This window comes from Ruegeria sp. CF4, assembly GCF_056537345.1.
The window spans coordinates 39426-65430 of the sequence record NZ_JBQFRJ010000015.1 but is presented as its reverse complement, the minus strand read 5'-3'; the positions used below and the strand labels follow the sequence as shown (position 1 = coordinate 65430).

Here is a 26005-nt window from a genome sequence, read left to right as displayed (position 1 = left end):
ATGGCGTCCAAACTACTAATCATAGATGACGACCCCAAGATCGCCTCGGCCCTTGTGCGGGGCCTGTCGCTGCACGGCTATGATGCCGAGTTCGAAAACCGCGCCGACAAGGGGTTGGAGCGATTGCAGAGCGGCGCTTACTCTGGCGCGATTGTCGATGTCATGCTGGGCGAGGATAGCGGGATCGAACTGGTCAGGTCCGCGCGCGAGATCGGGGTCTCGATCCCTATTCTGATGCTGTCGGCCCTGTCCGATGTCGACCACCGGGCCGCCGGTCTTGACGCCGGAGCGGACGACTATGTTGTCAAACCGTTCAGCTTCGGCGAGCTTGTCGCGCGGTTGCAGGTGCAGGAACATCGCGCGCAGTCCCAACACCCCGACCCGGCCCGGATATCGCCGCAGAACAGGACCATAACCATCCGCGACACATCTGTTGCCCTGACGGAACGCGAGTTCGATCTGCTGGCCCTGCTCAACAGCAAGGCGGGATCGCCCATCTCGCGGGGAGAGCTGTTTGACACGCTCTGGTCGCAGGAAGGGTCCAGTAACGAAAACGTGGTCGATGTCTATATTGGATATCTGCGCAAAAAGCTTGGTGCGGATGATTTCGGTTTTGAAATCAAAACACTACGCAATCAGGGCTTCTGCCTGCAGGGTCGCGCGCCGCTGCCCGACGACAGGTGAATACCTACCAAAGTCTACCCTGTTCTTACAAATTAAGATTCGCTCTGCCCCCCATTACCTGCCAGATTGCTTGAAAGGACATTCCAAGAGGAGGAGCCCGTCATGGCATGGAGTAAACCGATTATCCGCGAGATCGAGTGCGGCATGGAAATCAACATGTACGGCCCGGATCATGACGATGAGCGCGGCGGCGGCCTAATCTGATTGCAGGCCCGGCGCCAACACTAGATGACGTTGCGCGCGATAATACTTGGGGCCGCTGCTGGCGGCGGCCTGCCGCAATGGAATTGTGGATGTAAGAACTGCGTTCTCGCCAGAGCCGGAAAAATACCTGCTCAAACACAGTCGTCGCTTGCTGTGTCTCCTGACGGTCAGAACTGGGCCGTCTTGAACGCGTCACCGGACATAAGACTCCAACTGAGCAACACGAAACCTCTTTTTCCCACAGGGTTGCGTGAGCTGCCCGTTCATTCGGTTCTGGTCACAAACGGCGATATCGATCATGTCGCCGGGCTGCTGACACTTCGCGAGATGCAGCCCTTCAATCTGTTCGCGACGCAGAGCATTCAGGACGTGATCGCGCAGAACCCGATTTTCGACGCGCTGAACGCGTCGCTCGTGGACCGTACTTCGATCTCTCTGAACCAGCCATTCGAGATGGTGGCTGGCCTGCAGGCCACACTGTTCCCCGTTCCCGGCAAGGTGCCCTTGTACCTGGAAGGCGAGCATGTGCAAACCGATCTGGTGGGCGAACAAACCGTGGGCGTAGCCCTGAAAGCGGGCGGCAAAACCGCCTATTACATTCCGGGCTGTGCCGCATTGACGCCGGACCTGCGGGCCACGCTTGAGGGTGCGGATTTACTGTTTTTTGACGGAACCCTCTGGCAGGATGATGAAATGGTGCGCGCGGGTCTGGGTCAGAAAACCGGCAAACGCATGGGCCACATGTCGATGGATGGCAGCGACGGGTCCATTGCCGGCTTTGCCGATATGAAGATCGGGCGGAAAATTTTCGTCCATATGAACAACACCAACCCCGTTCTGCGCCCCGACAGCGCGGAAAAAGCGGCGGCCGAGGCCGCAGGCTGGACAATTGGACAGGACGGGATGGAGATCGCACTATGACCCAAAGCCGCGAAGACTTCGAAGCCCGCCTGCGCCAGATCGGCGCGGAACGCTACCATGATCTGCACCCCTTTCATGACCGTCTGCACGGCGGGCACTGCACGCCGGACGAGGTGCGCGCCTGGGTTATCAACCGGTACTACTATCAGCATTCGATCCCGATGAAGGATGCCGCTTTCATGTCCCGCGTCGAGGACCCGAAACTGCGGCGCGCCTGGCGGTCCCGAATCGAGGATCATGACGGCACCGAAGAAAACGAAGGCGGCATCAGGCGCTGGTTGCGTCTGGCCGAAGCCGCGGGTCTTGATCCCGACTATGTCGCCTCGTGCGAGGGTGTCTTGCCTGCGACGAAATTCGCCGTGGATGCCTATGTTCGCTATGTCCGCGAGAAAACTCTGCTCGAGGCCGTTGCCGCCTCGTTAACCGAACTGTTTGCCCCCAAGATCCACGCCAACAGAATTGAAGGTCTGCTGCAGCACTACGATTTTGCCGATGACAGTTCCCTGTCCTATTTCAGGAACCGTCTGAAGGAAGCGCCCAAGGATGTGGCATTTGGCCTGGCCTGGGTTCTGGATAACGCGGATACGGCCGAAAAACAGGACGCGGCGGCCAAGGCGCTGATCTTCAAGACGGATATACTGTGGTCGCAACTGGATGCTCTTTGGGGGGCGTATGTGGAACCCGCACGTATCCCCCCCGGTGCGTGGCAGCCCGGCACCGGGCTGCTGATGCGGCAGGCGTCGTGATGCAGGCCGCAGACATCCCCACCCTGCCCCGAGGCGTACGCCTGCATTTTGACAAGGTGCGGGATAACTGGGTGCTGTTGGCCCCGGAACGGGCCGTGACGCTGGATCAGATCGGACATGCCATTCTGAACGAGGTGGATGGCCAGAGAAGTTTCGAACAGATCACGACTGCGTTGTCCGAAAAATACAATGCCCCGGTAGATCAGATCGCCGAGGACAGTTCGGGCTTTCTTGATGCCCTGCGCGCCCGGCGTTTTCTGGACGTATGGTAATGGTCAAAACCGCACCCCCTATCGCCATGCTCGCCGAGCTGACCCATCGCTGTCCCCTGTCCTGCCCCTATTGCTCGAACCCCGTCGAAATGGCCAAACAGGACAGCGAGATGGACACGGACACCTGGGCGCGCGTGTTTCAGGAAGCCGCCGCGTTAGGGGTGTTGCAATTGCACCTGTCCGGCGGCGAACCGGCGTCGCGCCGCGATCTGGTGGAACTGGTGACTGCGGCACGGGACGCCGGGCTTTACACCAACCTGATCACCTCGGCCATCGGGCTGACAGAACGCCGCTTGAACGAATTGGATCGCGCCGGGCTGGACCATATCCAACTGTCTCTGCAAGGCACCGATGTGGCAATGGCGGACAACGTGGGCGGCTATCGTGGCGGGTTCGACCGCAAGATGAAAGCTGTCGAATGGATCAGGAGCATAGGGTTCCCCCTGACATTGAACTTTGTCCTGCATCGCCACAACGCCCACCAATTGCCCCGAGCGCTTGAGATGGCGCAGGAGATGGGCGCACGCAGGATCGAAGTTGCAACGGTTCAGTTTCACGGCTGGGCGCTGAAGAACCGGGATGCGCTGATGCCGACACGGGAGCAGGCGCAGTTGGTCACGCAGCAGGTTGATGAGGCGAGACATGCCCTGAAGGGGGCGCTTGTGATCGACTATGTGCCCGCAGACTATCACGAGAACTTCCCGAAACGCTGCATGGGAGGCTGGGGAACAAGCGGCCTGAACGTAACACCCGATGGGCAGGTGCTGCCCTGCCACGCGGCCCAATCCATCCCGCATCTGTCTTTTGACCGGGTGCAGGATAAGCCGCTGTCGGACATCTGGTATCACAGCGCTGCGTTCAACGCCTATCGGGGCACCGACTGGATGCCGGAACCCTGCCAAAGCTGCGATCGCAAGACGATCGACTTCGGGGGGTGCCGCTGTCAGGCCATGGCGCTGGTCGGAGATGCCAGCACAACCGACCCGGTCTGTGTCAAATCTCCGCATCACCGGGCATTGCAGGATCAGGCCAACCAGCACGCGGCCAGCATTGACGCGCCGTTCGTCTATCGCGTGGCACCCGGTGCGGTGGCCAAAACAACTGAATGACCCGCTAGGCCAAAACTGCACCTTGTGGGGTGGCTTTCAACTTAAGGACCCGATCTGCAAGCCGTTCCGCCTCGGCCCCCGAATGGGTGACGAACAGCGTCGCCGGGCGGTGCCGCGCCATCAGTTGTTCGGTCAGCGTCAGCATCGCGTCGGCTGTTTCGGCATCCAGCGAAACAAAGGGTTCATCCATGATCAACAGTTCCGGCTGGCCGACAAAGGCCCGCGCTAGCGACAGGCGCCGCTGCTGTCCCAGCGACAGTTGACCCGGAAACAGGTCACCCTTTTCGCTCAACGCAACCGAACCGAGCGCGGCCTCGGCCTCGGTTCGGGACAGGCCGGGATGGATGATTCTCAGATTGTCCAATGCGCTGCGCCATGGCAGCAAGGTGGGTTCCTGAAACACGATTGCGGTTTGCTCAGGGCGTTCAATCCGCCCGTCAAAATCCGGATCAATACCGGCCACTAGGCGCAGCAACGTCGTCTTGCCAATGCCCGACGGACCGATGAGGGCGACCGTTTCACCTGCGTTGATCTCGAACGTTATGGGTCCCAAAACCGGGTCTGCGCCAAACCGTTTCTGCCGGATGTCGATGCGGATCATGCAGCTCTCCACCTGCGGGCGCTGCGCTCCCATGGTTGAAGGATCAGCCATTCCACAAGCAACATCACCGCAATGAAGGAAAACGCGTAGACCAACACCATCGCGACATCGAAGAGTTGAAAATAGAGATGTATCTGGAACCCGACGCCGGACGAGCGCCCCAGAAACTCGACCACCAGCACGATTTTCCAGATCAGCGACAGGCCCGACCGGGCGGCGGCGGCGATGAAGGGCGCAAGCTGCGGCAGGATCACGTGCCGCAGACGTGTCCACCTTGGCACCCGGTAGACCTGCGCCATCGCGTCGAGGTCCGGGTTCAGCGCCCGGCCCCCTTCGCGCAGGATGGTTGCGACATTGGGAACTTTGTTCAGCGTCACTGCCGTGATCGCAGCGGCCTCGGTCAGCCCGATCCACAGGTAACACAGCACGATCAGAACCAGTGCAGGCAGGTTCAGAAAAATCACCAGCCATGGATCCAGCCAGCGGTTGACGGCGGGCGACCGGCCCATGGAAACGCCGATGAGACCGCCCAAAACCATGGCCAGCGCAAAGGCCCAGATCACGCGCAGCAGGGTCGCCCCGATACTGCGCTGCAACTCTCCGGTGGCAAGTTCCTGTTGGAACCGGGGGATCAGATCCCAGGGTTGTGGCAGTATTTGCGGTTCCGCGGTCAGAAAGGCGGCGGCTACCCAGAGCAGCACCAGACACCCGATAGACAGCAGCGGTGCGAGGCGCGGGTCCGGCATTGACGGCTAGTCCACGTCCGCAAACAGGCCCTGCGGTACCGCTGTGGCGTCACCCACCAGTTCAGCACCGCCCAGTTCGGCCATCAACGCCAGCATCCTGTTGGCCGCTTCAGTGTCCACCGGGTCCCGGTTCGGAATGCCCGCTATCCAATCGGTTCTGAGCTGTTCGAATTGCGCATCCGATTTCGCGTTCATACGCGGCCTGATCGCCTCCCACGCGTCAGAAGAGGTTGCGAGCAAATCCTTGGCCTCGCGGCTGGCCGAGAACAGGCTTTGCGCCAGATCGGGATGATCTGCCAGGAAGCTTTCTTTCAGATAGTACCCCAGCAAAGGCGTATCGGTATCCAGACCAAGCGCCTGACCCGCGTCTTCAACGGAAATCAATTCCCGCATGCCAGACGCTTTCATCTTGGCCAGGAAATGCCAGAAGTTGATCGCTCCGGCATAGTCGTCGCCAAGTGCGGATTTGAAGATCAGCGGCGGCGCACCAAAGACCTGTTCGGTGTCGGCCTTCAGATCCATGCCGTATTCCTGCGCCGCATAAGCGCGCAGGATCAGCCAGGATTTGTCCAGCGGCCCACCGGCAATTCCGATCTTGCCCCCGGACAGGTCCTTGAGAGTTCGCGCCGGGCTGTCGGCTGGCACGACCACACCGCCGACGGCTTTGGAATAGGGGATGAACACATAATCCTTGCCAGCGGCCCGTTGCCGAGCCACCCAGATCCAATCTGCCACTGCCAGATCGGCCTCGTCTCCTTCCACAGCGATACGGGTCGCACCATTATCGGCAAAGGGCTGCACGTCGAGAACGAAACCGTGCTTCCTGTCCAGACCATTTTGCCGGATGGTCTCAAGCTCCCAATTCACGGTGCCGATCTTCAGGACGGCGGCGCGAATGGTCGGCAGGGTTTCGGCCAAAGCCGTCCCCGACATCAGAACCAGCGCAGCGCAGATCGCGAACAGCTTTGTCATCACGCCCCCGCGTCACTCAGCCCTGCGGCTGACCTCGTTCAGGTCCTTGTCCAGCTTGATGTCGAACTGATTGCCGCCTTTGCAGATCACATCATCCAGATCGTAGCCGTCATCCTCAACCTCGATGTCATCAGGGTCCATCTGACATTCAATCGACGCCAGATAGGCTTCGATCTTGCTTACGATTTCGGCATCCAACTTTTCTGCCAACGCCGGGGTCGCTAGAAAACCGGCGAAAACCACTATGCCAAGTTTCTTCATCTTCTGTCCTTTCGTTATTGAATGCTGACCGTGATGCGTTGCGACTCTCCGGTGGAGCCTGGAATGCGTATTTCATGGCTGCCGGGTTTGATGGCGATGAAGGACAGTTCGGCGACGCCTGCCTTGTCAAACTCGATACTGTCCACGGCCATGGGGCGGATTTCGATCTTGTTGATGACAATCTCGTTCATCCAGATTGCCCGAAAGAACGAAGGCCCCTCGATGGCCAGTTCCGCCGACCCGTCCGCGGTGATCTCAAGCTTGTAATAGGCTCCGGATTGCAGCACCACATCCTCGCCCAAGGGTTGGCCCGAGGCCAGCGTCAGCTTGATGGTGTCGCCGCGATTGCACTTGGCCAAGAGCCCGGCGAACCCAAGGTCGTCGCAGAGCGGGGCTGCGGCCACCGGCCCGCCCAATATTGCAACCATCGCTGCGATTGCCAGTTTATTCATTCCCGTCCCTCCCAGAACCTTAGTCGATTGTCACCACGCCCCAGGGCTGCTGACCGACCTGAACCGATTTGATGGCTTTCTCTGCAGCCACGTCGATGATCGTGATGTCATTAGAATTGCCGTTTGTGGTCAGCAGGTATTTTTCATCCGGCGTGAAATCCAATTGCCAGACACGCTGTCCCACCAGGATGTAATCCAGCACCTCAAGGCTTTGCGCATCCACAACCGCAACCCGGTTTGCCGGTCCAAGCGCAACGAACAGGCGCGTGCCATCCGAGGTGACCTTGGCCCCCACCGGTTGCAGCCATTCAGGCTGAACGCCGGGTACTTCGAACCCGATCTTGCCGACAACCGTGGGGGTGCCGTCCTCGGCAATATCCATCACCGACACCGTGCCGCCGATTTCCGAGGTCACGAACAGCCGTTTCCCGTCTGCCGTGTATTGCGCGTAGCGCGGGCGCTGATCGACCAGAACGTTGTGCTTGATCGCATAGTCCTCGGTCGAAATGAAATGGGCCATATTGGTGGTCTCGGACGTGTTGACCACGAATTTGGCATCCGGGCTCATCCCCATGCCTTCGGGCTCGACCCCGACCGGAACCTCGGCCAGAATTGTGCGGGTTTCGGTGTCTGTGACCGTCACCAGATTGTCGTCCTCGTTGGCGATGTAGAGCCGTTTGCCCGACGGTTCGAGGATGAACAGTTCCGGGTCCGGGCCAGAGGGCAGGCTGGGCAGTTCTTCGTAGGTCGTCGTATCAAAAACCCGGATGATATTGTCATCCGAGGCGCAGACATACAGCTTTTTGCCATCCGGGCTGACGGTGATGCCGCGCGGGCGGTTGCCGCCGGGAAACTCGGTTAACACCTCCCAGGTCTCGGTATCGACCACGGTGATGGTGTTGCCCCGCTCGTTCGACACAAAGGCCTTACCGGCCAGCCCGGGGCCTGCAGTCAGGGCGGCAAGAGCAGCGGTCAGCAATAATCGTTTCATCAGGTCCTCCGGTTACTCAAATGCCTGACAGTTGGATTCCGGGCGGTCCAATCCCATCGTGTCGAGCGGTGATGTCTGATGCAGGAACCCGTCCTGCGGGCTGACGCTGACGGTGATCGAGCCGTCATACAGTAGGATCGGCTGGCGCAGTTGCCCGTTCCAGTCGCGAAATGTCACCTTCTGGCCCTTGAACGCTGCCAGTTCGAACTCATCCGACAGGGCATAGTCCCGCACCCCATCCGGTTCTGCGGTATTGGCGCGTGTGACCGCTTCGCCGATAACGCGCAGGGCAAGCCAGACATTGTAATCCTCGGGCCGCACATATCGCCCGGTCAGGTCTTCGAAACGGGTCTGGAATTGGGTCGCACCCCAGGCCTCGTGCGCGCCATGGATCGTCACCGGGCGCAGTCCGCCCGACCCCATCACCGGGCGCGGGGTCCAGAGGTGATAGGACAGATACCGCCCGAAATAATCGCTTTCATCCGCAACGATCACCACGTCGTGTTCCCGAACGTCCTGCGTGTCCAAAGGCAATTGCCGTTGCACCAGAACATGCCCGGAATCCGTGCGGCGAGAGCCGCCGGTATCCTCAAAAACGCGATCCTCGACAAGCTTCGCGCCGAACTTGGTAGCGGCGCGGCGATAGGCATCCGCCAGTTTCGTATCCTTGGGGTTTGACCCCGCCAGCAAGAACCAATCGCCCCATTTCTTCCAGACCGCAAACTGCGCAACCGCATCCGCCTTCATCACCCGCGACGGCGCGATATGCAGCAGGTTGCCACGGCAGTTCGCATCCCGCAGATCGACATCCGGAGCCGAGGCGTTGAACACAAGAGCACCGGCCTCGGCCGCCTTGTCCGTCAGGCGCAGGACATCCGGCGCATCGGCCAGAAGGATGATCAGCCTGGCCCCACCGGCCAGAATCTGATCCATCGCTTCGTCGGCCTGTTCGGGCAGAGCGGCCACCGTGGTCGTTTCGTATGTGTGGCCCAGAAAGCCACCTGTGGTGCTGTTGTCTTCGGTCCCAAGCGATGCACCGGCAAAGCCCAGATCATCGGGTTTCAAATCGTAGCGAGAGATCGGCAGCAGGCTGGGATAGTCGATCCTCAGGACCGCTGCTTTCACATCAATCGCCACTGCGTCCATCGCAGAAACACACCAAAAGAGTGCCGCAAAAAGCGGCAGCACGTTCATGTTCAAGATGTCCTCCCGGTCCCTGCCAGGTTTTTTGGCAGGCTCTTATTCTTCAGCGCGATGCGCAGCAAAACGGAACCGATACTTTTGGCCGTGTTGTGATCTCAAGCCTATCAGCTTCATCATTAACCTCGATTCTTATTTTATAAGAATGCACGTATGCGATTGAACTTGCTTCTGTTTCCCGCCGCGCTCGTCAAAACGACCGGTATTCGGGAAGGGCAGAGCAGGTCTGGTTGTGTGCCGATCCGCGCTGACTGTGCAACCCGCCTGGGCCAGCCATCAGCGCAGCTAGGGAGGATACCGAATGAAGCGACGAACCTTTCTTGCGGCAACCGCCGCCGCTGTGGTTCCGGCCGTTGTCCGGGCCCACGGCCCGACCCGGCAAAAAGTAGCCCTGACCACCGAAGTTGCAGCCCCGCCGGACGAGGTCTGGGCCGCCATCGGCAATTTCGACGATATGTCCTGGCACCCGGCGGTGTTCTCGACCGAAGGAAATGGCGGCAATGCAATCGACGCCACCCGCCTGCTGACCCTTGGGCAAGAGGGCGGGCCGACCATTGCCGAGGTCCTGTATAAGTTCAGCAACGAGAAGATGAGCTATTCCTACCGGATCACCGAGGTTGCGGTCGAGGTTTTGCCGGTCACCAACTACTCGTCGCACCTGACAGTTAAACCGCGCGATGGGGGCGGGTCGATTGTCGAATGGCGCGGTGCGTTTTATCGCGGCTATCCGAACAATGATCCCCCGCCTGAACTGAACGACGAGGCCGCGATTGCCGCTGTGACCGGTGTGTATCAGGCAGGTTTGGATGCACTGGTCGAGCGCTTCGGTGCGGCGAGCTGATCGCGGGCTGATCCTGCTGATGTCCCTGCTTGCTGCTCCCGTTTCGGCCGAAACGGCCTTTGTCACCTGTCAGAATGGCGCAGAACTCAGCCGGATCGAGCTTACGGACCTGCGCGAAACCGCCCGTTGGCCCCTGCCCGGCAAACCCGCCGGTGTGGCGGTCGGCGGGGACGGAGTTGTGTTCACAGTCTCCCCCGACAGCAAACACGTGCGGCGAATTTCGGCGGAGACAGGGGAAACGATTGCTCAGATCACGCTGGATGGTGGCCCGATCGGGATCGCATTGGACCCAAAGCGCGGGCGGGTGTTTGTCACCGATTGGTACAATGCCCGCATTTGGGTTTTGGACAGCAAAACCTTGTCGGTTCAGGCCCACCTGCCAACAGGGCTGGCACCGGCGGGCATTGCGGTATCAGATGATGGGCGATTTGTGGCGTCGGCGGACAAGGATGCCAATCAGGTCTCGGTATTTGACGCCGAAACCCTGCAATCCCTGCACCACATTCCGGTTGGCACACGCCCTTTTGGACTGCGCTTTGCGCCGGACGGGCGGCTGTTTGTCGGCAATGTCGGAAGCAATGATGTCAGCGTTGTCGACCTTGATGCTGCTGCCGTCACCGCAACCGTTCCGGTCGGCGAACGCCCTTACGGCATTGCTTTCGCCCAAGGACGGGTATTTGTGACAAACCAATATGCAAATACACTCAGCGTGATTTCGCTTGAGACCCTCGAACCGCAAGCCCTGATCGACGTTGGGGAATACCCCGAAGGCATCGACGCGACCGCAGAACAGGACCTTTTGGTTGTTGCAAACTGGTTCGACAACACAGTCAGCATCGTGGACCCCGAGACTTTGACTGTGGTAGAAACTTTGGAAACCTGTGACGGCCCGCGCGCCTTCGGCAGGTTTCTGGGAGGAGGAATGCAATGAAGACTTCTCACCTAGTGGCAGCTTTGATCTGGGTGTCAGCGGCCCCGGTCATGGCGGCTAGCGAAGCCTGGGAAAACGTGCGCGCCTTGCTTTACGGTGATCGCCCCATGCAGAACGGGGACGCGTTGATCGCCATTGATGCCCCCTATCGGACCCCTGACGATGCGCGGGCGGAACTGGCCGCGCAGGTGGTTGCGCCACAGGGAACCGAAGTCGCAAAAGTGACGTTGGTGCTGGATGAAAACCCGATGCCGGTGTCTGCCGTGTTCGAACTAGAGGAACCGCTGCCCAGCTTCTATTTCGATGTGACCGTGCGGGTGAACGGGCCCACGCCCATGCATGTGATCGCGGAAATGACGGACGGACGCCTTTGGGTTTCGGAGACCTATGTCAAAACCTCGGGCCTCGGTGCATGCGCCGCGCCACCGGGAACCGACCCGAAACTGGCCCTTGAAAACCTGGGAACGATGGAGGCCGAACTGGTCGGTCGCGTTCCGGCGTTGAACACACTGACCCGGTTGTCCCAACTCGGTACGGGTCGCGCAAACAAGATGGATCTTAACATCGACCACCCGTCGCATTCCGGGATGCAGATGGATCAGATTTCGCTTCTGTTCATCCCGATGCGCTATGTGGAAACCGTGGATATCGACCTCGACGGCGCAGGTTACATTCAAATGACCGGCTCGATTTCCCTGTCCGAGAATCCAAGGGTCGGAATCTCAGTTCCCAGCCGTGCGCAAGCGGTTGATGTGACCATGACGGATACCGACGGCACGGTAAGCCATCTGCACAAGAAACTGGCGGGCTTCTAGCTTAACCGTCTCCGGTAACGGGCTGACCGGGGGCCGGTTTGACCCGTTCCATCGGGTAGTCCCAAAGCGCCCAGCCGTCGGTGCCTTCGGGGAACCAATAGACGTTGGTATATCCCCACTCGATGGCACGGCGGGCGGCGTTCCAGCTCATCCAGCAATCTTCAAGGCAGAAGAAAACAACGGCCTGTTCAGCGTTCCCTGACGTGGCCGTTTCCAGCCCGCTGCGAAAATAATCCGCCGTGACGTCGGCAATGGCACCGTAGCCCACATTGGGCAGCCAGACCGCGCCGGGAATGCTGTTGCGCGGCTTGTCGCGCCAGATCGTGCCCTTGGGCAGATTGGCGGGCTTGGGGGCCTGGGGGAGCACGTCAATGAAAGCCGCGCTCTTGTCCTGCCACAGCGCGTGCGCCTCTTCCGGACCTATGGTGATGCCGCCGGTGATCCAGTCCGGCACCGGTGCCCGGTAATGATCCGTGCGATAGTCGGGTGGCTCAGGAACGGTTTGGGCCGCCGCAGCGCTTGCGCATACCACAAACGCCACAAGGGCGCGGATCATTGCGACAGCTCCAGCACCTCGGTTCCCAGATCGTTAACCAGCGGAACACCTGCTTCGGCCAGAACCGCGTTGATCTCATCCTGATTGCGCCGGATCAGTGAATTCAGCTGCCGCTGCCACACTTTCTCGCCCTGGCGGACGCCCATGGTGATGCGGTAGAACAAACGCGGCGGCAGGTCTTCCTTGACCAGAGGGATCACCTTTAAGTCTGGATAATCCACTTTGACCAGAGGACCGCCCAAAGGACCCCACAGGATCGCGGCGTCGATCTCGCTGGATTGCAGGTCGTCCAGCATATCGATGGCGGGGCTTTCCACACGGCGGTCAACAAAAAGGTTGTAGGGCTTGGCTTTTCCGATCAGGCCATTACGCGCCATATGGGCCGCCGGCGGGGTGCCGGCCACGACGCCGATCTTCCGCCCCTGAAGCGCCGGATCGGCCAGCGTATCGACCTGGGCCAGGTCACTGTCATTGGGCACGATCAGCGCATAGGCCGAGGTATAGTAGTGATTGGTGTTCTGCACCAACTCGTGACCCTGCGCATATCCGATCACGACATCACAGCGCTTGGCGGTCAGCGTGTTGCGAATGAAACCCGTCGCTTGAGGGAACCAGACATATTGCACGGGAAGCTCCAGTTTGGCGGCAATCAACTCGGCAAGCTGGTTCTCAAATCCCGATCCATCCTCGGACGACATGGGAAAGTTGGCAGGATCTGCACAAACGCGAAAGGCTGTCTTGGAGACTAGATCAGACGTTTGCGCCAGCGCGGGCAGAGCCTGACCAAGCCAGATAACAAGCCCCGTCACAGCAAGACAGGCCTTAACCCATACACGCATCTTCATCCTCGCGGATCACGTCGGATTTCGCCTCTTTCTTCGGCGGGCGACCACGCGGGATCGCGCCCGATCCATGCGCTTTCAGGTATACATAAATGTCATCCAGAAAGCACATCACATTCGGGTTGTCGCCAAATCCCGGCATCACCGAATTTTCGGCAGCGTTCACCACTTGGCGACCGTTGGTAACGATGTCGACAAAGTCGTAATAATCCATATCCAGCGCCGACTCTTTCAAAGCGGGCGCATAGGTTGATCCCTCACCATCCGGGCCGTGACAGACATGGCATTCCGCGTGATAGCGCCGAAAGCCCGAGAATGTCATCCAGTCCACCGTTCCGTCTTCGGCGATGTTGAACGTCGGGATATCGTCTTCGGTGTAGTACCGCCCATCCTCGGAATACGAGACCGCCAGATTGTCGGCAATCGCAGTCACGGGAAGGCAGGACAAAAGAACAGATGCCAGAAGACGTACAGAGTGGTTCATGGAAAGCTCGTTTCTTTGCAGGTGAAAACCGGCGCGGTCCGTTTGGGCCGCGCCGGTCGGATCCTTGGCTTAGTTCGGCAGGGCGAACACCGTCAGCTGGCCACCCAGCGCGGTATAGTCGCTGAGCGCGGCATAGCCACCCACGGCACCCAGACCGTCATTCGGGTTGGTCAGACCAGCCGCCAGACCGATACCGGCCCAGCCACCAACACCCGACAAGATGCCGATGTACTGCTTGCCACCTTGCTCATAGGTCATCACATTGCCGATGATGCCAGAGGGTGTCTTGAACTTGTAAAGTTCTTCACCTGTTTCAGCATGAACAGCCTTCAGATACCCTTCAAGCGTGCCGTAGAACACGACGTCACCCGCAGTTGCCAGAGCACCGGACCAGACCGAGAACTGCTCGGGCAGAGACCACTTGATGCTTCCGTCGGTGTTGTCCCACGCGATGAAGTTACCCATGCCACCATGGCTATCCGGTGCCGGATACATCGCCAGAGTCGCACCCACATATGGCTGACCAGCGGTGTAGGACACACGGAACGGCTCATAGTCCATGCAGACGTGGTTGGTCGGCACGTACATCAGCTGGGTCTTCGGCGAATAGGCTGCAGGCTGTTGGTCTTTGGTGCCCAGAGCCGCCGGGCAGATACCGGTCGAGTTTACGTCCTCACCGTTCTGTTCCGTTGAATACTGGGCAACCACAGCCGGACGACCATAGGTTTCGCTGTTGGGGTCCATGTCGACGCCCGTTGTCCAGTTTACAACCGGGTCGAACTTTTCGGCCACCAGCAGTTCACCCGTGATACGGTCCATCGTGTATCCAAGACCGTTGCGGTCGAAATGGGTCAACAACTTGCGCTCGGTACCATCAATTTCCTGCTCCGTCAGGATCATTTCATTGATGCCGTCATAATCCCATTCGTCATGCGGTGTCATCTGGTAGAACCAGCGTGCCATACCGGTGTCGATATCGCGGGCCATGATGGTCATCGACCAGCGGTTGTCGCCCGGGCGCTGCGCCGGGTTCCATGTCGACGGGTTCCCGGTGCCGTAGTACATCAGGTTCTCGTCCAGATCGACCGAGTACCAGCCCCAAGTGGTGCCGCCACCGATCTTCCACTGATCGCCTTCCCAGGTATTGGTGCCCGAGTCCGCGCCGACCGGTTTACCCAGATGGGTGGTCTTTTCCGGATCGGCCAGAATGTCGGAATCCGGTCCCATGGAATAGGCGCGCCAGACTTGCTCGCCCGTGTTCATGTCATAGGCCGTAACCGACCCGCGCACACCGAACTCGCCACCCGAAATGCCGACAATGACCTTGTCCTTGACCGGCAGCACAGTGGCCGTGTTGGTTTCACCAATCGCCGGGTCGCCGTTTTGCACTTCCCAGACCACGTCACCGGATTTGGCGTCCAGCGCCACAACCTTGGTGTCCGCCTGATGCAGGAAGATCTTACCGTCCGCATAAGCCACACCGCGGTTCACGGTGTCACAGCACATCACCGGAATGACGTCCGGGTCCTGCTTGGGCTCGTACTTCCAGACGATCTTGCCCTCGTTGGCCAGATCCAGCGCGTAAACGATATTGGGGAACGGCGTGTGGACATACATCATATCGCCGATAACCAGCGGGGAACCTTCGTGCCCGCGCAGAACGCCGGTCGAGAATGTCCACGCAACCTGCAGATCACCAACATTGTCCGCAGTAATCTGATCCAGTTCCGAATAGCGCTGGTTCTTGTAGTCACCCGTCTGGATCGCCCATTGTTTCGGGTTATCCATCTGGGCAATCAGGTCGTCATTGGCATAAGCCGTGCTGGCCATGGCAATGGCAATCCCGGAGGTCCAAAGCGATAACTTTTTCATTAAATCTCCTCCCTTATGTGCAGCGATACCGCTGCAATGAAACACCTCACCCAGGTTGGACTACGGTGCCGTAGTTTGCTCACCCGGGCGGCCTCTTCTCTGGCCAAGTTCGGGGGGCGAGCGATTTCGCGTCCTACGATCCTTCGTCGGGGAAGGTCGCAAGATAGGCGATGATGTTGACCCGGTCCTCTTCCTTGCGCAGACCGGCAAATGTCATCTTGATGCCCTTGGCATAGTCACGCGGCTTGGTCAGGAACGCGTCCAGCTCCTCGGGCGACCAGACCAGACCGCCCTCGGACAGTTCGATCAGGGCGGGGGAATAGCCGAAATCCGCGACCGTGGCGGCCTGTCGGCCAACAATGCCGTTCAGCGCCGGACCGACCTTGTTTTCCGCCCCCTCGCCGACCGCATGGCAGGCCTTGCACTTGCGGAACACCTTGGCCCCTGCATCCGGGTCGCCTTCGGCGCTTGCAACAATCGGCACAATCATGAGGCAGGCCGCTGATATCACTGTTCTGAACACTACTGATCTTTCCTTGCTGTTTTCATTGGCTGAGCCGCTCGGCGTGCCATTCCACATGGTCCCGCGCAAAGCTGTTCACGAAGAAGTACGAGTGGTCATACCCCTGCTGAATTCTGATCTGTCCGGGCTGGCGCCGCTTGGCCATCATGTTGGCCAGAGCTTCGGGTTTGAGCAGGTCGAGAAACTGATCATCCGCGCCCTGATCAATCAGCAGATCGCCTTTCCAGCCGTGCTCCTCAAGAAGCAATGTCGCGTCATGCTCGACCCAGGTGTTCTCGTCGTCACCCAGATAGCTGCTGAGCTGTTTTCGCCCCCAATCCGAGCGCGTCGGGTGCGCAATCGGCGCAAATGCTGAAAGAGATCCGAATTTGTCGGCGTTCCGTATCGCGATCGTAATCGCGCCGTGGCCCCCCATGGAATGGCCTGTTATCCCATGACGATCCTGAACCGGGAAGTTCTTGACCACAATGTCGCGCAACTCGTCTACGATGTAATCATACATCCTGAAATGCGACCGCCACGGATCGCGGGTGGCGTTGACATAAAACCCTGCCCCCTGCCCCAGATCATAGGCGTCATCATCCGCGACGTTGTCGCCACGCGGAGACGTATCGGGAAACACCACAGCGACACCATAGTCCGCCGCCGCCTCCTGAAACCCGCCTTTGGTCATCGCGTTTTCATGGGTGCAGGTCAGTCCGGACAGATACCACAAAACCGGGACCGGACCGGTCCTCGATTGAGGTGGCAGATAAACTGCAAAGGTCATCTCACAATCGCAGGTTTCGGACTGGTGGGAATAGACTGTCTGCTCCCCTCCGAAACTGCGGTTTTGTGAGATGACCTTGAGATCCATGTCAGTACTCCACTACCGCCCGGATCGATTTGCCTTCGTGCATCAGATCGAACCCGTGATTGATCTCTTCAAGCTTAAGCTTGTGGGTGATCATCGGGTCGATCTCGATCTTTCCGTCCATGTACCAGTCGACGATTTTGGGCACATCGGTGCGGCCCTTTGCACCGCCAAACGCCGTTCCGCGCCACGACCGGCCCGTGACCAGCTGGAACGGGCGGGTCGAGATTTCTGCACCCGCAGGGGCCACGCCGATGATGATGCTTTCGCCCCACCCTTTGTGCGCGCATTCCAGCGCGGTCCGCATCACGCCCACATTGCCCGTTGCGTCAAAGGTGTAATCCGCGCCGCCGCCGGTCAGGTCGACCAGATGCGCCACCAGATCGCCGCTGACTTTCGACGGGTTCACGAAGTCGGTCATGCCGAAATGCGCTGCCATTTCAGCCTTGCCGTCATTCAGATCGACACCAACGATCTGATCCGCACCCGCCATGCGCAAACCCTGGATCACGTTCAGTCCTATACCGCCCAGGCCGAACACAACGCCGCGAGACCCGATCTCGACCTTGGCGGTGTTGATCACCGCGCCGATGCCGGTGGTGACGCCGCAGCCGATATAACAAATCTTGTCGAACGGGGCGTCCTTGCGGACCTTGGCCAGTGCAATCTCGGGCACCACCGTATGATTGGCAAAGGTCGAGCAGCCCATGTAGTGATGGATCGGCGTTCCATCCAGCATGCTGAATCGGGTGGTGCAATCCGGCAGCAAGCCCGCCCCCTGCGTGGCCCGCACTTTCTGGCAGAGGTTTGTTTTGGGGTTCAGGCAATACTCGCATTCACGGCATTCGGGCGTGTAAAGCGGGATCACGTGATCGCCGACTTCCAGGCTGGTGACGCCTTCGCCCACCTCCAGAACAACGCCCGCGCCCTCGTGGCCGAGGATGGCCGGAAAGATACCCTCGGGATCGTCACCGGACCGGGTGAATTCATCGGTGTGGCAAAGCCCCGTTGCCTTGACCTCGATCAGAACTTCGCCTGCCTTGGGGCCAGCAAGCTCAACCTCCATGATTTCCAAAGGCTGACCTGCCGCCAAAGCAACTGCCGCGCGCGTTCTCATATGTGTCTGTCCTCCCTTGCACCGGAATCATTCAGACACCGGGTGCTTGGTTCGAGTATGACGGCTGGCATGTCACTCAAACAATTAAGACAATGGTGTGTATTGGGTTTGGTAGACTCAGCGCGCAGGCTTCGGGCATAGTGTCCGGGGGAAGGAGACCTGCGATGTTGAACAAGCAGACCATGGCGGCCCTGGCCTTGATCGGTGTGGCGGGCCCCGGTTTTGCGGCGGACTTTTCCGACCCGACCTGGCCCTGCATTCAACGCAAGGTCGAAAACCTGTCACTGGGCCTGATGTGGCCGCATCAGATTGATGACGCGGCAACCGACCTTCAGCCCGAGATCGACGAACTGGCAGGCCTTCTGGCCTTGCGGCGCATCGAGTTGGAAGAGCTGCAGCCCAGCGTCGCAGCCTTCGCCGCGCGCCACAACGGCGATACGGATGTGCTGGGCCGGGTCTTTCAGCGGGTGTTTGACACGCTGTCCAAGCGGCGTGCCCGTATCATCGGTGGCATCGGAGAGTTCTCGCTTAAACAGATCGATCTGGCAAACAAGATCGATCTGGCCCGCGCCGATATGGATCAGGCCTTGACCGCCGATCCCCCGGACTATGACAGGGTCGATGCGCTGGAAGAGCAGTTGGACTGGGATCAGTTGATCTATTCCGACCGCCAGCGCTCGATCACCTATCTGTGCGAAACCCCGCAGATCATCGAACGCCGCCTGTTCGCCATTTCCCAGATGTTGCAGCAACTCGAGTCGGATCAGGGCTGAGCGGGATTATTCCCATTCAAGCTCGGTAAAGGCGACGGTTGCATTGCGGGGGTTATAGGCCTCGAACAACTCCCATTTTCCGGCCTCACCCTGCGCAATGGTTTCCACCGCTTCGCCAAGCCGCTGGCCGCTGTCAATCGCGGCCCGCGTGTCGGTTTCCAGCACGTCCAGATACCGCTGCATAGCTTCCCCACCCTCGGGCCATGCCAGCACCGGACCGCCATGCCCCGGCACGATCCGGGTGACTTCCATATCTGACAACTCATTCAACACACGCCGCCACCCGACCAGCCGCCCATCCAGCGCTGGCGTGTGCATGTGGAAAACCAGATCACCGGTGAACAGAATGCCCGACCCTTGATCCAACACCGTCAGATCGTTGTTGGTATGCGCAGACGGCCAGCCGCGCAGGGCCAGCTTGCGTTTCCCCAGATCAATCTCGCCGTCCCCGCTGACTGGCATATCGACCACTATCGGATCGGCACCGATGTATTGCGTAGGGCCGATCAAGGTGCTCAGGCTTTCGACATAGTTGGTTTGCCTGTCCAACAGCGCCCTTTCCAACCCGGCATGGGCCACCACTTGCGCGCCGGATCGCGCCAAAGGCGCGGTTCCAAGGACGTGATCCGGGTGCATATGGGTCAAAATTACGTGACTGACGGGTTTGTCCGTTCGCTGCCGAATGGCGCGCCAGATGGCCTCTCCCATCCAGGGGGCGGTGCCGGTGTCCACCACAGCGACACTGTCCTCACCGATGACAAATCCGATATTGGACACGTCCCCAAGATTGTCGGCATTCGGTTCTTCGATCCGACCGCGATGGACAAACAGACCGGGCGCAATCTCGTCAAATTCCAGCGAAATGCCAACGGGTTGGCAAAAGGCGTCCGCATTCTGTTCGGGATCGTCAAATGGAGGGTCCGCGGCCAGCATTTGCTCGCACGCCTCCTGAGATGAGGCTTCGTATCCCGGCAGAAGCTGATTTCGGCACAGCCCGTCTGACGCTTCCAGACACAAAATGAAAACAGCTTCAAACATTGCAATCCTCCGCCCGGAACTTTCGCACAACTCGCCGTGGAAGCCACACAGCCTTTTGTCGGCGTATATTTTATTGGGGTTTTATGGCATATTTTGCGACACCGGTTGCCGGAGGAGACAACATGGCCAGACTTATCGGACCATCAATGGTCCTTTCGCTTGCACTGTCGCTGCCTGTTTGGGCCGAACAATCCGCCAAGAATCCGCTGGTCCAAAGCGAGACCTGGCAGGATTTGCGCTACGATGTTGTCGGTGATGCCGAGCTTGGCAGTGCCGACACGTTTCTGTCCGTGAACGCGCCCTACCGCGCCCATGATGCGGCCACGGTTCCAATCCTGTTGAAACAGCTCGATCCAAACGCGCAAATCAAATCCGCGACCGTCGTGATTGATGAAAACCCAGCCCCGATTGCCGGAGTTTTCACCTTTTCCCCGGCCATGGGGGAGCTGGATTTCGAAATGCGGGTGCGCGTTGACCAGTATTCGAACATCCGCGTGATTGCCGAGACGCAAGAGGGTCTGCATATGTCGGGCCGCTTTGTAAAAGCATCTGGTGGATGTTCCGCTCCGGCCAGCCGCGACCCCGAGGTGGCGCTGGCGTCGATGGGCAAGATGAAGCTGCGCAGCTTTGGGGAACAGGCCCAAATCTCGACCCCGCGCCGCGAAGCCCAGATCATGATCCGGCATCCGAACTATTCCGGTCTGCAACGCGATCAGATCACCCAGCTGTTTATCCCGGCGCATTTCATTGATCATCTGGAGGTCTGGCAGGGCGACGAGTTGCTGTTCACCATGGAAGGCGGCATTTCCATTTCGGAAAACCCGGCCTTCCGCTTTGCGTATAACGACAACGGAACAACCACGCTGACGGTCAAGGCAACCGATACTGAAGGCAACAGTTTCCAAGCCGACCTGCCGAAATCTACGTCTAGTTAATCAGCGGGCGGGCCGGGTTCAGAAACAGACCACTTCGGCTTCAGCCTGTGCCCGGCGCAGGTCGGCCACCATCGTTTCTGCCATAACCGCGCTTTTGAAAAACGCCATGCGCTCGCCGCCAACCCGGCGCATCGACAGGACCGTTTCGGCCTGTTCGTATCTCTCATAGGGCAAAATCGACGCAATCAGATCAATCGAACACGAACACCGGTCCAGCATTTCGCGGGACTGACCATTCGTGACCATACAGGCGAACACATAATCGGCCCGCGCAGCGGTGGGATAGTCGTTCAACCGCTCCGCAACGCTTTGCGCCCCGGATACGGATGGGATCGCGGCGCAGAGCGCAGCGGCAAAAGCTGCTGGCCGCACTGTTGTGATCATTGCCGCCCCTCCTGCACCCCTTCGAACTGCATTTCCGACCGGTAAACCGCGTTGCTGCCGTCTGCGGGTTCGGTCTCGGCGACAAGTCGCAGATACCACCCCGGCACCTCCTCTGAAACAGTGACGCTTAGAACCAGATCCCCAAAACCCTGCATCCGATCCCTGTTCGGGTCCTTTGCAAAGGGGCGCATTCGAATGGTCTGCACAGGCACGGTTTTGCCGTCTACAATAGCCTCGCCCTCAACCATTTCGGCGGGTTGCACCAATGCGTCCTTGACCCGGTTGCGAATGTAGAACGGGCTGCCACCGGCGGATTCCGCCATGTCCCGGATGGTGCTTTCATAGAACACCATGATCATCGGGTTGCCGACACTGGCCGGAAAGACACCCATCGCACGCTGCTTTTCGTCCTGACGGAACTCCAGCTGTGCCATCTCTGTCCCGTCCTCGGTGAAACTAAGCGCGATGTCCCCGGTATCGCGCTCGGCGGCTTGGGGTTTCAGCCGGTTTGTCACAGTACGTTGGTAAACAAGTTCCTTGTCCCGACCGATCGTATCCAGAACACCCCCCTGAAACAGAAGATCATAGGCCTGTTCCGCCTCAACCGGAGCCGCATGGGCCGGATTGAAACTTAGGCCGAAAAGGGCCAACGCGAACAAAATCATCCTCATGAGTCAATCTCCTCCCACAGTTGAGAGTATTGCCTTCAGCGGTCGTGTCATTGCCGACTTTTGTCGGTGTCCAGTGCTTGGACCCCTGCACTGCGCTGGATTTTCCAAATAATCAATGGCCGCAATCGCGACAGTTTCACCGGTTTCGTCATCACCGAGATCTCATGCCGCAGACCGGCTTTGCGCACCGCGTCGCTGCGATCTGCGGTGATCAGAATGGCCGGAACCCGTGTCTGGGTCATTTCGCGGATCTGACGGATCGCGTCCACCCCGGTATCTCCGTCATCAAGCTGATAATCCGCCAGTATGATGTCGGGCGGCATCCCGATATCGGTGACAAACCGAATGGCCTCTTGCGGAGACCCGGCGGGCAAAACGCTGGCGCCATTTTGTTCCAGCCATTGGGTTGTGCCAAAAAGAACATCGCGGTCATTCTCGATGACAAGCGCGATATAATCCAGCGGCACGTCCCCGGTGTTTGGCAGCAAATCAAGGGGCTCGCTTGCGCTGCGTTCCGCCTCGACCCGGTCCATCTCGATGCTGAACACGGAACCGACGCCCGGCTTGGACCGCAGGGATAATTCGTGCCCCAACAGGCGGCAGGCCCGGTCGACCACCGACAGACCCAGCCCCATGCCCGAGCCCAGCGGTACGTTGTCCGCGCGGGCGAATTCCTCGAACACGCGCGCTTGATCCTTTCGCGCGATGCCTATTCCGGTGTCCCACACCTGCAGCACGATTTTGTCACCGCGGTTGCGGCACCCCACCAGAACCCTGCCACCGGGTTCGGTGTACTGAATGGCATTTACGACCAGATTCTGGATCGACCGCAACAGATAGACCGGATCGGAATACACAAAGCCCGAACATGTGACCACGTCCAGCCGGATGTTCTTGTTCTCGGCCACCATTGACTGATCGCCCTGAATACCGGCAATGACCGAGGCCAGACTGACATTGGTCGGCGAAACCGTGTCCGGATCAGCCGTTTCCAGCCGCGAGATATCGAGCAGCGAGTGCAGCAGTTGCTCGGCTGATCCAAAGGCGCCGTCCAGACGCTCGACCATTTCGTAAAGTTCGGTGTTGCGTGAAATCTCGGTCAGGGTCGAAATCATCAGCTTGGCGGCATTGATCGGCTGCAGAAGGTCATGGCTGGCGGCCGCCAGAAAACGGGTCTTGGACGACACCGCAGCCTCGGCGCGTTCTTTGGCGATCCGCAGCGCCTCTTCTACGTTGGCCTTTTCCTCATATTCGCGGGTCAGTTTTTTGTTGGCGCGGGTCAGTTCGGCAGTGCGTTCCATGACGCGGTTTTCCAGCGTCTCAGTCGCGCGCGCCTCAAGCGTCACATCCTTGAGTTCGACCAGAAACCCGCCATCCGGCAACTGGTTGGCCTGAATGTCCAGAACCCGGTCCGCCCCGTCGCGCACGCGTTTGCGCAGCCAGCCCCGGCTGTTCAGCTCAAGCTGCCATTTTGCGATCTTCAGTTGATCATCGGCTCTGATCAGCCCGCGTGCGCGCAACAAATCCAAAAGTGTCTGTACCGGCACATTGCCCTGCAGCAGCGATCTCGGCACATTCAGAAGGTCCCGAAACCGCGCGTTGTGCATCATGATGTCACCATCGGCCGAAAATGTGCACACGCCCGAGCTCAAGTTCTGAAAAACCGCCTGAAGATAATCCTCTTGTCGGTCGATGAGGGTTTCTTTTTCGTCGCGATTTCGGCGCACAACCGACGTGATGTCGGTGAGCAGAATGACCACATTCTCGGGTGAGGTATATTGCGCACTCAGCTTGTACCAGCGGTCGCCGCGCAGTTCGATCACCTCACTCGATACCATCCCGGAATGAGAATTACGCTCCAGCGTATCCATCATGTTCGACACGCCCCGGTCCGAGGAAACAAACTGCCCGCTGCCCTTCACCAGTGAGAAGAATCGCCTTAGGCGAAGTCCCGGCCTGACAAGTTCGGACACATCCAGAAACACGGCCTGAAACAGCTCGTTACACAGGTTCAACTCACCATCGGTGAATAGGGCAAAGCCTTCCTCCATCGAAGACAGGGCTTTAACCAGCGTTTTTCGCGTCTGCTCACGCTCGTACCGGGCGCTTTCCAGTTCGGTGGTTGCACGTTCCAGATCCCGGCTTTGCTCGACCACACGTTGCTGAAGCTCGATGGCGGACTGAAAGGCGCGGAATGCGGATGGTCCCACATCCTTCTGGCGATTGGCACGGCGCATCAGCGCATCGATGATTTTCGCCTGCTTGACGACCTGAAGTTCCAGAGGATCGTCGGGGTTCAGCATAGTCAGCTCAACTCACGCTTCTCGGGTTTGAAAAAGGCCACACCCACGAAGGTTTGGTTCATATGTACACCGGACTGTTGTTCCCCATAGGTGTTGAATCCAACCACGCGACGGGTTTGCAATACATCCGAGACCTGCTTACCCAGTTGTTTTTGTTCAATTTCCAGCTTGCGCAGGACGCAATCGAACCCAAGGATGAAATCCGGAGCGTTTCCCGCGTTGTCGCGAATGTCCAACCCGGCTTCCAGCGTCTTGATGATCTCTTTGCCGCGTCCCAGGGTCATGATAAGGCCATCGTCAATGGCCGCCAGGAAAGACAGGGCCTGCGCATCCGTCGCCTCGCGTATGGCGCGGACATAGTAGTTCAGGTCCTGCCGTAGCAAGAGCGGGTTTTCGGCAAAGACCAACGGTGACAGATCCGAGGCCGCACAGCCAACCAGCCGGGCATATTCCTGCGCCGCAGGCGCGCCGTTTATCTCATAAACCATACGCTCGTCCGGGTCGGCATCGGTTATGATAATCTCGGATCCGATGGGCAGAAAGTGATCAAACCCAATGCCCTGGAATCTCAGATTGGTCTCAATCAGCAACAAGACCGCAGCATTGCTATAAGCCCTACCGCTGTGCAAAACAAACGTCTCTTCATATTGCAGACCGTCGCCCGCCGATCCGCCAAAAATCGGCAGGCCATCCAGCACGGCTTCGAGCGTCGAGACCAGCAGGTCCTCCTGTTTCGACAGCCCGTCTGAAAACACCAGCGCCAGCCTGTTCCAACCTGCGGTGTGCCGGAAACGCTCGGCTTGACGTTGCGCAACAGCGGCGATTTCCGTGGATTTCAGCGGTCTGAGTTCTTCGAACAGGATGGATGAGCAGCGGAAATTCGATTTTGGAAAGGACAGCAAAAGCAGGGCGTCGGCCTCATACCCAAGCTCGGTTATCTGTCCGGCAGTGGTGCACCCAAAAACCGGCACGCCAGACAGTTTGCTGTTCAAGCCGCGCGACACCTCGGACGGGTCCAACCTGTTTGGAATAAATGCCAGTACAAAGCAGGATTTCTGACTGTCGATATCTGCACATGCCTCATCGACGGCGGCATGCGGGTCCGAGGCAAGCGACCTACCAATCGCGATAAAGTTTGGTCCCAGCTTCAGGTCCCGCATTTGCGATCCTCAGTGTTGAAGAAAGGATTTGACCTCAGGCTCATGCCGTGTTTGCCGGGCCATGACAGAGTCGACCAGAACAGCGGCCTGCGTTCGGTTGCGAACCCCCAGACGGCGCAGCAAAGCGGTGATATGCGCTTTGACGGTGGCTTCGGCCAAAGACAGTTCATATGCGATCTGCTTGTTCGACTTTCCCATGCAGATCAGCTTGAGAATGCGCACCTGTTGCGGTGTCAGCGTCGAAAGCTCGGGGCTGGACTGATACACTGTGTTTTCAGGCGATTTTGGTTCTTCCACATGGCTGTACTCTGCCGGTATGTACCTGCGCCCTGCGACCACTTCCTGAATGGCGAATTTCAGCGTCTGCGCCGTGGTGTCCTTGGGCAGAAACCCCATGGCGCCATCGTCGAGCAAAGACCGGACAAGCTCACCCGACGCCAACGCCGAGATCACCAGAACCGGGGTCGAGGGCCACCGGTTACGCAACTGCTGGAATCCCGAAATACCAGTCACATCCGGCAGCTTGAGGTCGAACATGATCAAGTCGGCTTTGAAGCCGCCGCCGAGCACTTCGAACGTCTGTTTCAGCGTGCTTGCTTTTTTGATACAGCAGTCGTCGAAACCCAGCTGCAATGCTGCAGCCAGCGCATCGCTAAAAAGCGGATGATCATCCACAATCAAAACGTTGGACACCTGGTCCACCGCTTTGGGGTACCCCACCGTATGCATTATCTCTCCTCCGCTGGGA

Annotated in this window: 31 protein-coding genes; 11 read left to right on the top strand and 20 right to left on the bottom strand. The window is 59.0% G+C overall.

The annotated features are described in order from the left end of the window. The 6 genes from ACR0NF_RS20565 to pqqE all read left to right on the top strand — a co-directional run bounded on the left by ACR0NF_RS20565 (position 1) and on the right by pqqE (position 3936). Complete coding sequence (locus tag ACR0NF_RS20565; RefSeq protein ID WP_480473039.1) at positions 1-684, top strand: response regulator transcription factor; 684 nt, start codon at positions 1-3, stop codon at positions 682-684. 102 nt (positions 685-786) lie between these two features. Beyond that, the gene (gene pqqA / locus ACR0NF_RS20560) at positions 787-888 is read left to right on the top strand and encodes a pyrroloquinoline quinone precursor peptide PqqA (protein ID WP_480473037.1); all 102 of its coding nucleotides are present in this window, start codon (positions 787-789) and stop codon (positions 886-888) included. 24 nt (positions 889-912) lie between these two features. After that, positions 913-1809 carry a pyrroloquinoline quinone biosynthesis protein PqqB gene (gene pqqB / locus ACR0NF_RS20555; RefSeq protein WP_480473035.1) on the top strand — a complete coding sequence of 299 codons (897 nt, stop codon included), beginning with the start codon at positions 913-915 and terminating at the stop codon, positions 1807-1809. Further along, the gene (gene pqqC, locus ACR0NF_RS20550; protein WP_480778863.1) at positions 1806-2555 is read left to right on the top strand and encodes a pyrroloquinoline-quinone synthase PqqC; all 750 of its coding nucleotides are present in this window, start codon (positions 1806-1808) and stop codon (positions 2553-2555) included. Before pqqB ends, pqqC begins: the two co-directional genes overlap by 4 nt. Continuing rightward, on the top strand, positions 2555-2827 hold the full coding sequence (gene pqqD / locus ACR0NF_RS20545) for a pyrroloquinoline quinone biosynthesis peptide chaperone PqqD (RefSeq protein ID WP_480473031.1): 273 nt from the start codon (positions 2555-2557) through the stop codon (positions 2825-2827). Before pqqC ends, pqqD begins: the two co-directional genes overlap by 1 nt. After that, entirely contained in the window at positions 2827-3936 is a 1110-nt protein-coding gene (pqqE, locus tag ACR0NF_RS20540; RefSeq protein WP_480473029.1) for a pyrroloquinoline quinone biosynthesis protein PqqE, read from the top strand. Before pqqD ends, pqqE begins: the two co-directional genes overlap by 1 nt. Before the next feature lie 4 nt (positions 3937-3940). On the opposite strand, the gene ACR0NF_RS20535 is transcribed toward pqqE, so the two are convergent. Genes ACR0NF_RS20535 through ACR0NF_RS20505 form a run of 7 tightly spaced genes read right to left on the bottom strand, consistent with a single transcriptional unit; the run spans position 3941 to position 9153 of the window. Then, positions 3941-4537, bottom strand: coding sequence for an ABC transporter ATP-binding protein (locus ACR0NF_RS20535; protein ID WP_480473027.1), 597 nt, complete (start codon positions 4535-4537; stop codon positions 3941-3943). Continuing rightward, entirely contained in the window at positions 4534-5283 is a 750-nt protein-coding gene (locus ACR0NF_RS20530; protein WP_480473025.1) for an ABC transporter permease, read from the bottom strand. Before ACR0NF_RS20530 ends, ACR0NF_RS20535 begins: the two co-directional genes overlap by 4 nt. Before the next feature lie 6 nt (positions 5284-5289). Then, positions 5290-6255, bottom strand: coding sequence for an ABC transporter substrate-binding protein (locus ACR0NF_RS20525; RefSeq protein ID WP_480667911.1), 966 nt, complete (start codon positions 6253-6255; stop codon positions 5290-5292). A 12-nt stretch (positions 6256-6267) separates the two neighbouring features. Further along, complete coding sequence (locus ACR0NF_RS20520; RefSeq protein ID WP_480473021.1) at positions 6268-6516, bottom strand: PepSY domain-containing protein; 249 nt, start codon at positions 6514-6516, stop codon at positions 6268-6270. A 14-nt stretch (positions 6517-6530) separates the two neighbouring features. After that, complete coding sequence (locus ACR0NF_RS20515; protein WP_480667912.1) at positions 6531-6968, bottom strand: cupredoxin domain-containing protein; 438 nt, start codon at positions 6966-6968, stop codon at positions 6531-6533. 19 nt (positions 6969-6987) lie between these two features. After that, on the bottom strand, positions 6988-7959 hold the full coding sequence (locus ACR0NF_RS20510; protein ID WP_480667913.1) for a YVTN family beta-propeller repeat protein: 972 nt from the start codon (positions 7957-7959) through the stop codon (positions 6988-6990). Between the two features lie 12 nt (positions 7960-7971). Continuing rightward, positions 7972-9153, bottom strand: coding sequence for an ABC transporter substrate-binding protein (locus tag ACR0NF_RS20505; protein ID WP_480778864.1), 1182 nt, complete (start codon positions 9151-9153; stop codon positions 7972-7974). A 307-nt stretch (positions 9154-9460) separates the two neighbouring features. On the opposite strand from ACR0NF_RS20505, the gene ACR0NF_RS20500 reads away from it, so the two are divergent. From ACR0NF_RS20500 to ACR0NF_RS20490, 3 genes are read left to right on the top strand one after another with little or no spacing between them, the layout of a single operon-like run. Then, entirely contained in the window at positions 9461-10000 is a 540-nt protein-coding gene (locus ACR0NF_RS20500; RefSeq protein ID WP_480473013.1) for an SRPBCC family protein, read from the top strand. After that, a complete protein-coding gene (locus tag ACR0NF_RS20495) occupies positions 9966-10931 on the top strand; it encodes a YncE family protein (RefSeq protein WP_480473011.1) in 966 nt (321 codons plus the stop codon). Before ACR0NF_RS20500 ends, ACR0NF_RS20495 begins: the two co-directional genes overlap by 35 nt. Beyond that, a complete protein-coding gene (locus ACR0NF_RS20490) occupies positions 10928-11746 on the top strand; it encodes a quinoprotein dehydrogenase-associated SoxYZ-like carrier (RefSeq protein WP_480473009.1) in 819 nt (272 codons plus the stop codon). The genes ACR0NF_RS20495 and ACR0NF_RS20490 overlap by 4 nt, the downstream gene beginning before the upstream one ends. A gap of 1 nt (position 11747) precedes the next feature. On the opposite strand, the gene ACR0NF_RS20485 is transcribed toward ACR0NF_RS20490, so the two are convergent. The 7 genes from ACR0NF_RS20485 to ACR0NF_RS20455 form a co-directional block, all read right to left on the bottom strand. Continuing rightward, positions 11748-12302 carry a PQQ-dependent catabolism-associated CXXCW motif protein gene (locus ACR0NF_RS20485; RefSeq protein WP_480473007.1) on the bottom strand — a complete coding sequence of 185 codons (555 nt, stop codon included), beginning with the start codon at positions 12300-12302 and terminating at the stop codon, positions 11748-11750. Next, the gene (locus tag ACR0NF_RS20480) at positions 12299-13141 is read right to left on the bottom strand and encodes a substrate-binding domain-containing protein (protein WP_480473005.1); all 843 of its coding nucleotides are present in this window, start codon (positions 13139-13141) and stop codon (positions 12299-12301) included. Before ACR0NF_RS20480 ends, ACR0NF_RS20485 begins: the two co-directional genes overlap by 4 nt. Then, positions 13125-13628: a c-type cytochrome, methanol metabolism-related gene (locus ACR0NF_RS20475; RefSeq protein ID WP_480473003.1), complete on the bottom strand. Its 504-nt coding sequence runs from the start codon at positions 13626-13628 to the stop codon at positions 13125-13127. The genes ACR0NF_RS20480 and ACR0NF_RS20475 overlap by 17 nt, the downstream gene beginning before the upstream one ends. A 69-nt stretch (positions 13629-13697) precedes the next feature. Next, the gene (gene xoxF5, locus ACR0NF_RS20470) at positions 13698-15500 is read right to left on the bottom strand and encodes a lanthanide-dependent methanol dehydrogenase XoxF5 (protein ID WP_480473001.1); all 1803 of its coding nucleotides are present in this window, start codon (positions 15498-15500) and stop codon (positions 13698-13700) included. A gap of 133 nt (positions 15501-15633) precedes the next feature. Then, positions 15634-15990 carry a c-type cytochrome gene (locus ACR0NF_RS20465; RefSeq protein WP_480472999.1) on the bottom strand — a complete coding sequence of 119 codons (357 nt, stop codon included), beginning with the start codon at positions 15988-15990 and terminating at the stop codon, positions 15634-15636. 55 nt (positions 15991-16045) lie between these two features. After that, positions 16046-16879 (bottom strand): S-formylglutathione hydrolase, encoded by an 834-nt coding sequence (fghA, locus tag ACR0NF_RS20460; protein ID WP_480472997.1) that lies wholly within the window; start codon positions 16877-16879, stop codon positions 16046-16048. A 1-nt stretch (position 16880) separates the two neighbouring features. Then, positions 16881-17993, bottom strand: a complete 1113-nt coding sequence (locus ACR0NF_RS20455; protein WP_480778862.1) for an S-(hydroxymethyl)glutathione dehydrogenase/class III alcohol dehydrogenase — start codon at positions 17991-17993, stop codon at positions 16881-16883. A gap of 164 nt (positions 17994-18157) precedes the next feature. On the opposite strand from ACR0NF_RS20455, the gene ACR0NF_RS20450 reads away from it, so the two are divergent. Further along, positions 18158-18766, top strand: coding sequence for a hypothetical protein (locus tag ACR0NF_RS20450; RefSeq protein WP_480472993.1), 609 nt, complete (start codon positions 18158-18160; stop codon positions 18764-18766). A gap of 6 nt (positions 18767-18772) precedes the next feature. Here ACR0NF_RS20450 and ACR0NF_RS20445 read toward each other — a convergent pair whose 3' ends face one another. Then, the gene (locus ACR0NF_RS20445; RefSeq protein WP_480472991.1) at positions 18773-19804 is read right to left on the bottom strand and encodes a quinoprotein relay system zinc metallohydrolase 2; all 1032 of its coding nucleotides are present in this window, start codon (positions 19802-19804) and stop codon (positions 18773-18775) included. Between the two features lie 122 nt (positions 19805-19926). Here ACR0NF_RS20445 and ACR0NF_RS20440 point away from each other — a divergent pair, with 122 nt between their 5' ends. Next, positions 19927-20739 (top strand): quinoprotein dehydrogenase-associated SoxYZ-like carrier, encoded by an 813-nt coding sequence (locus ACR0NF_RS20440; protein ID WP_480472989.1) that lies wholly within the window; start codon positions 19927-19929, stop codon positions 20737-20739. An 18-nt stretch (positions 20740-20757) separates the two neighbouring features. Here the strand turns inward: ACR0NF_RS20440 and ACR0NF_RS20435 are convergent, their stop codons facing one another. The 5 genes from ACR0NF_RS20435 to ACR0NF_RS20415 are packed head-to-tail and all read right to left on the bottom strand — an operon-like array spanning position 20758 to position 25986. Next, on the bottom strand, positions 20758-21123 hold the full coding sequence (locus ACR0NF_RS20435) for a hypothetical protein (RefSeq protein ID WP_480472987.1): 366 nt from the start codon (positions 21121-21123) through the stop codon (positions 20758-20760). Next, complete coding sequence (locus ACR0NF_RS20430; RefSeq protein WP_480778861.1) at positions 21120-21794, bottom strand: hypothetical protein; 675 nt, start codon at positions 21792-21794, stop codon at positions 21120-21122. The genes ACR0NF_RS20435 and ACR0NF_RS20430 overlap by 4 nt, the downstream gene beginning before the upstream one ends. 47 nt (positions 21795-21841) lie before the next feature. Further along, the gene (locus ACR0NF_RS20425; protein WP_480778860.1) at positions 21842-24097 is read right to left on the bottom strand and encodes a PAS domain-containing hybrid sensor histidine kinase/response regulator; all 2256 of its coding nucleotides are present in this window, start codon (positions 24095-24097) and stop codon (positions 21842-21844) included. A 2-nt stretch (positions 24098-24099) separates the two neighbouring features. After that, positions 24100-25257: an FIST N-terminal domain-containing protein gene (locus tag ACR0NF_RS20420; protein WP_480778859.1), complete on the bottom strand. Its 1158-nt coding sequence runs from the start codon at positions 25255-25257 to the stop codon at positions 24100-24102. A 9-nt stretch (positions 25258-25266) separates the two neighbouring features. Next, entirely contained in the window at positions 25267-25986 is a 720-nt protein-coding gene (locus tag ACR0NF_RS20415) for a response regulator (RefSeq protein WP_480778858.1), read from the bottom strand. Positions 25987-26005 lie beyond the last annotated feature (19 nt).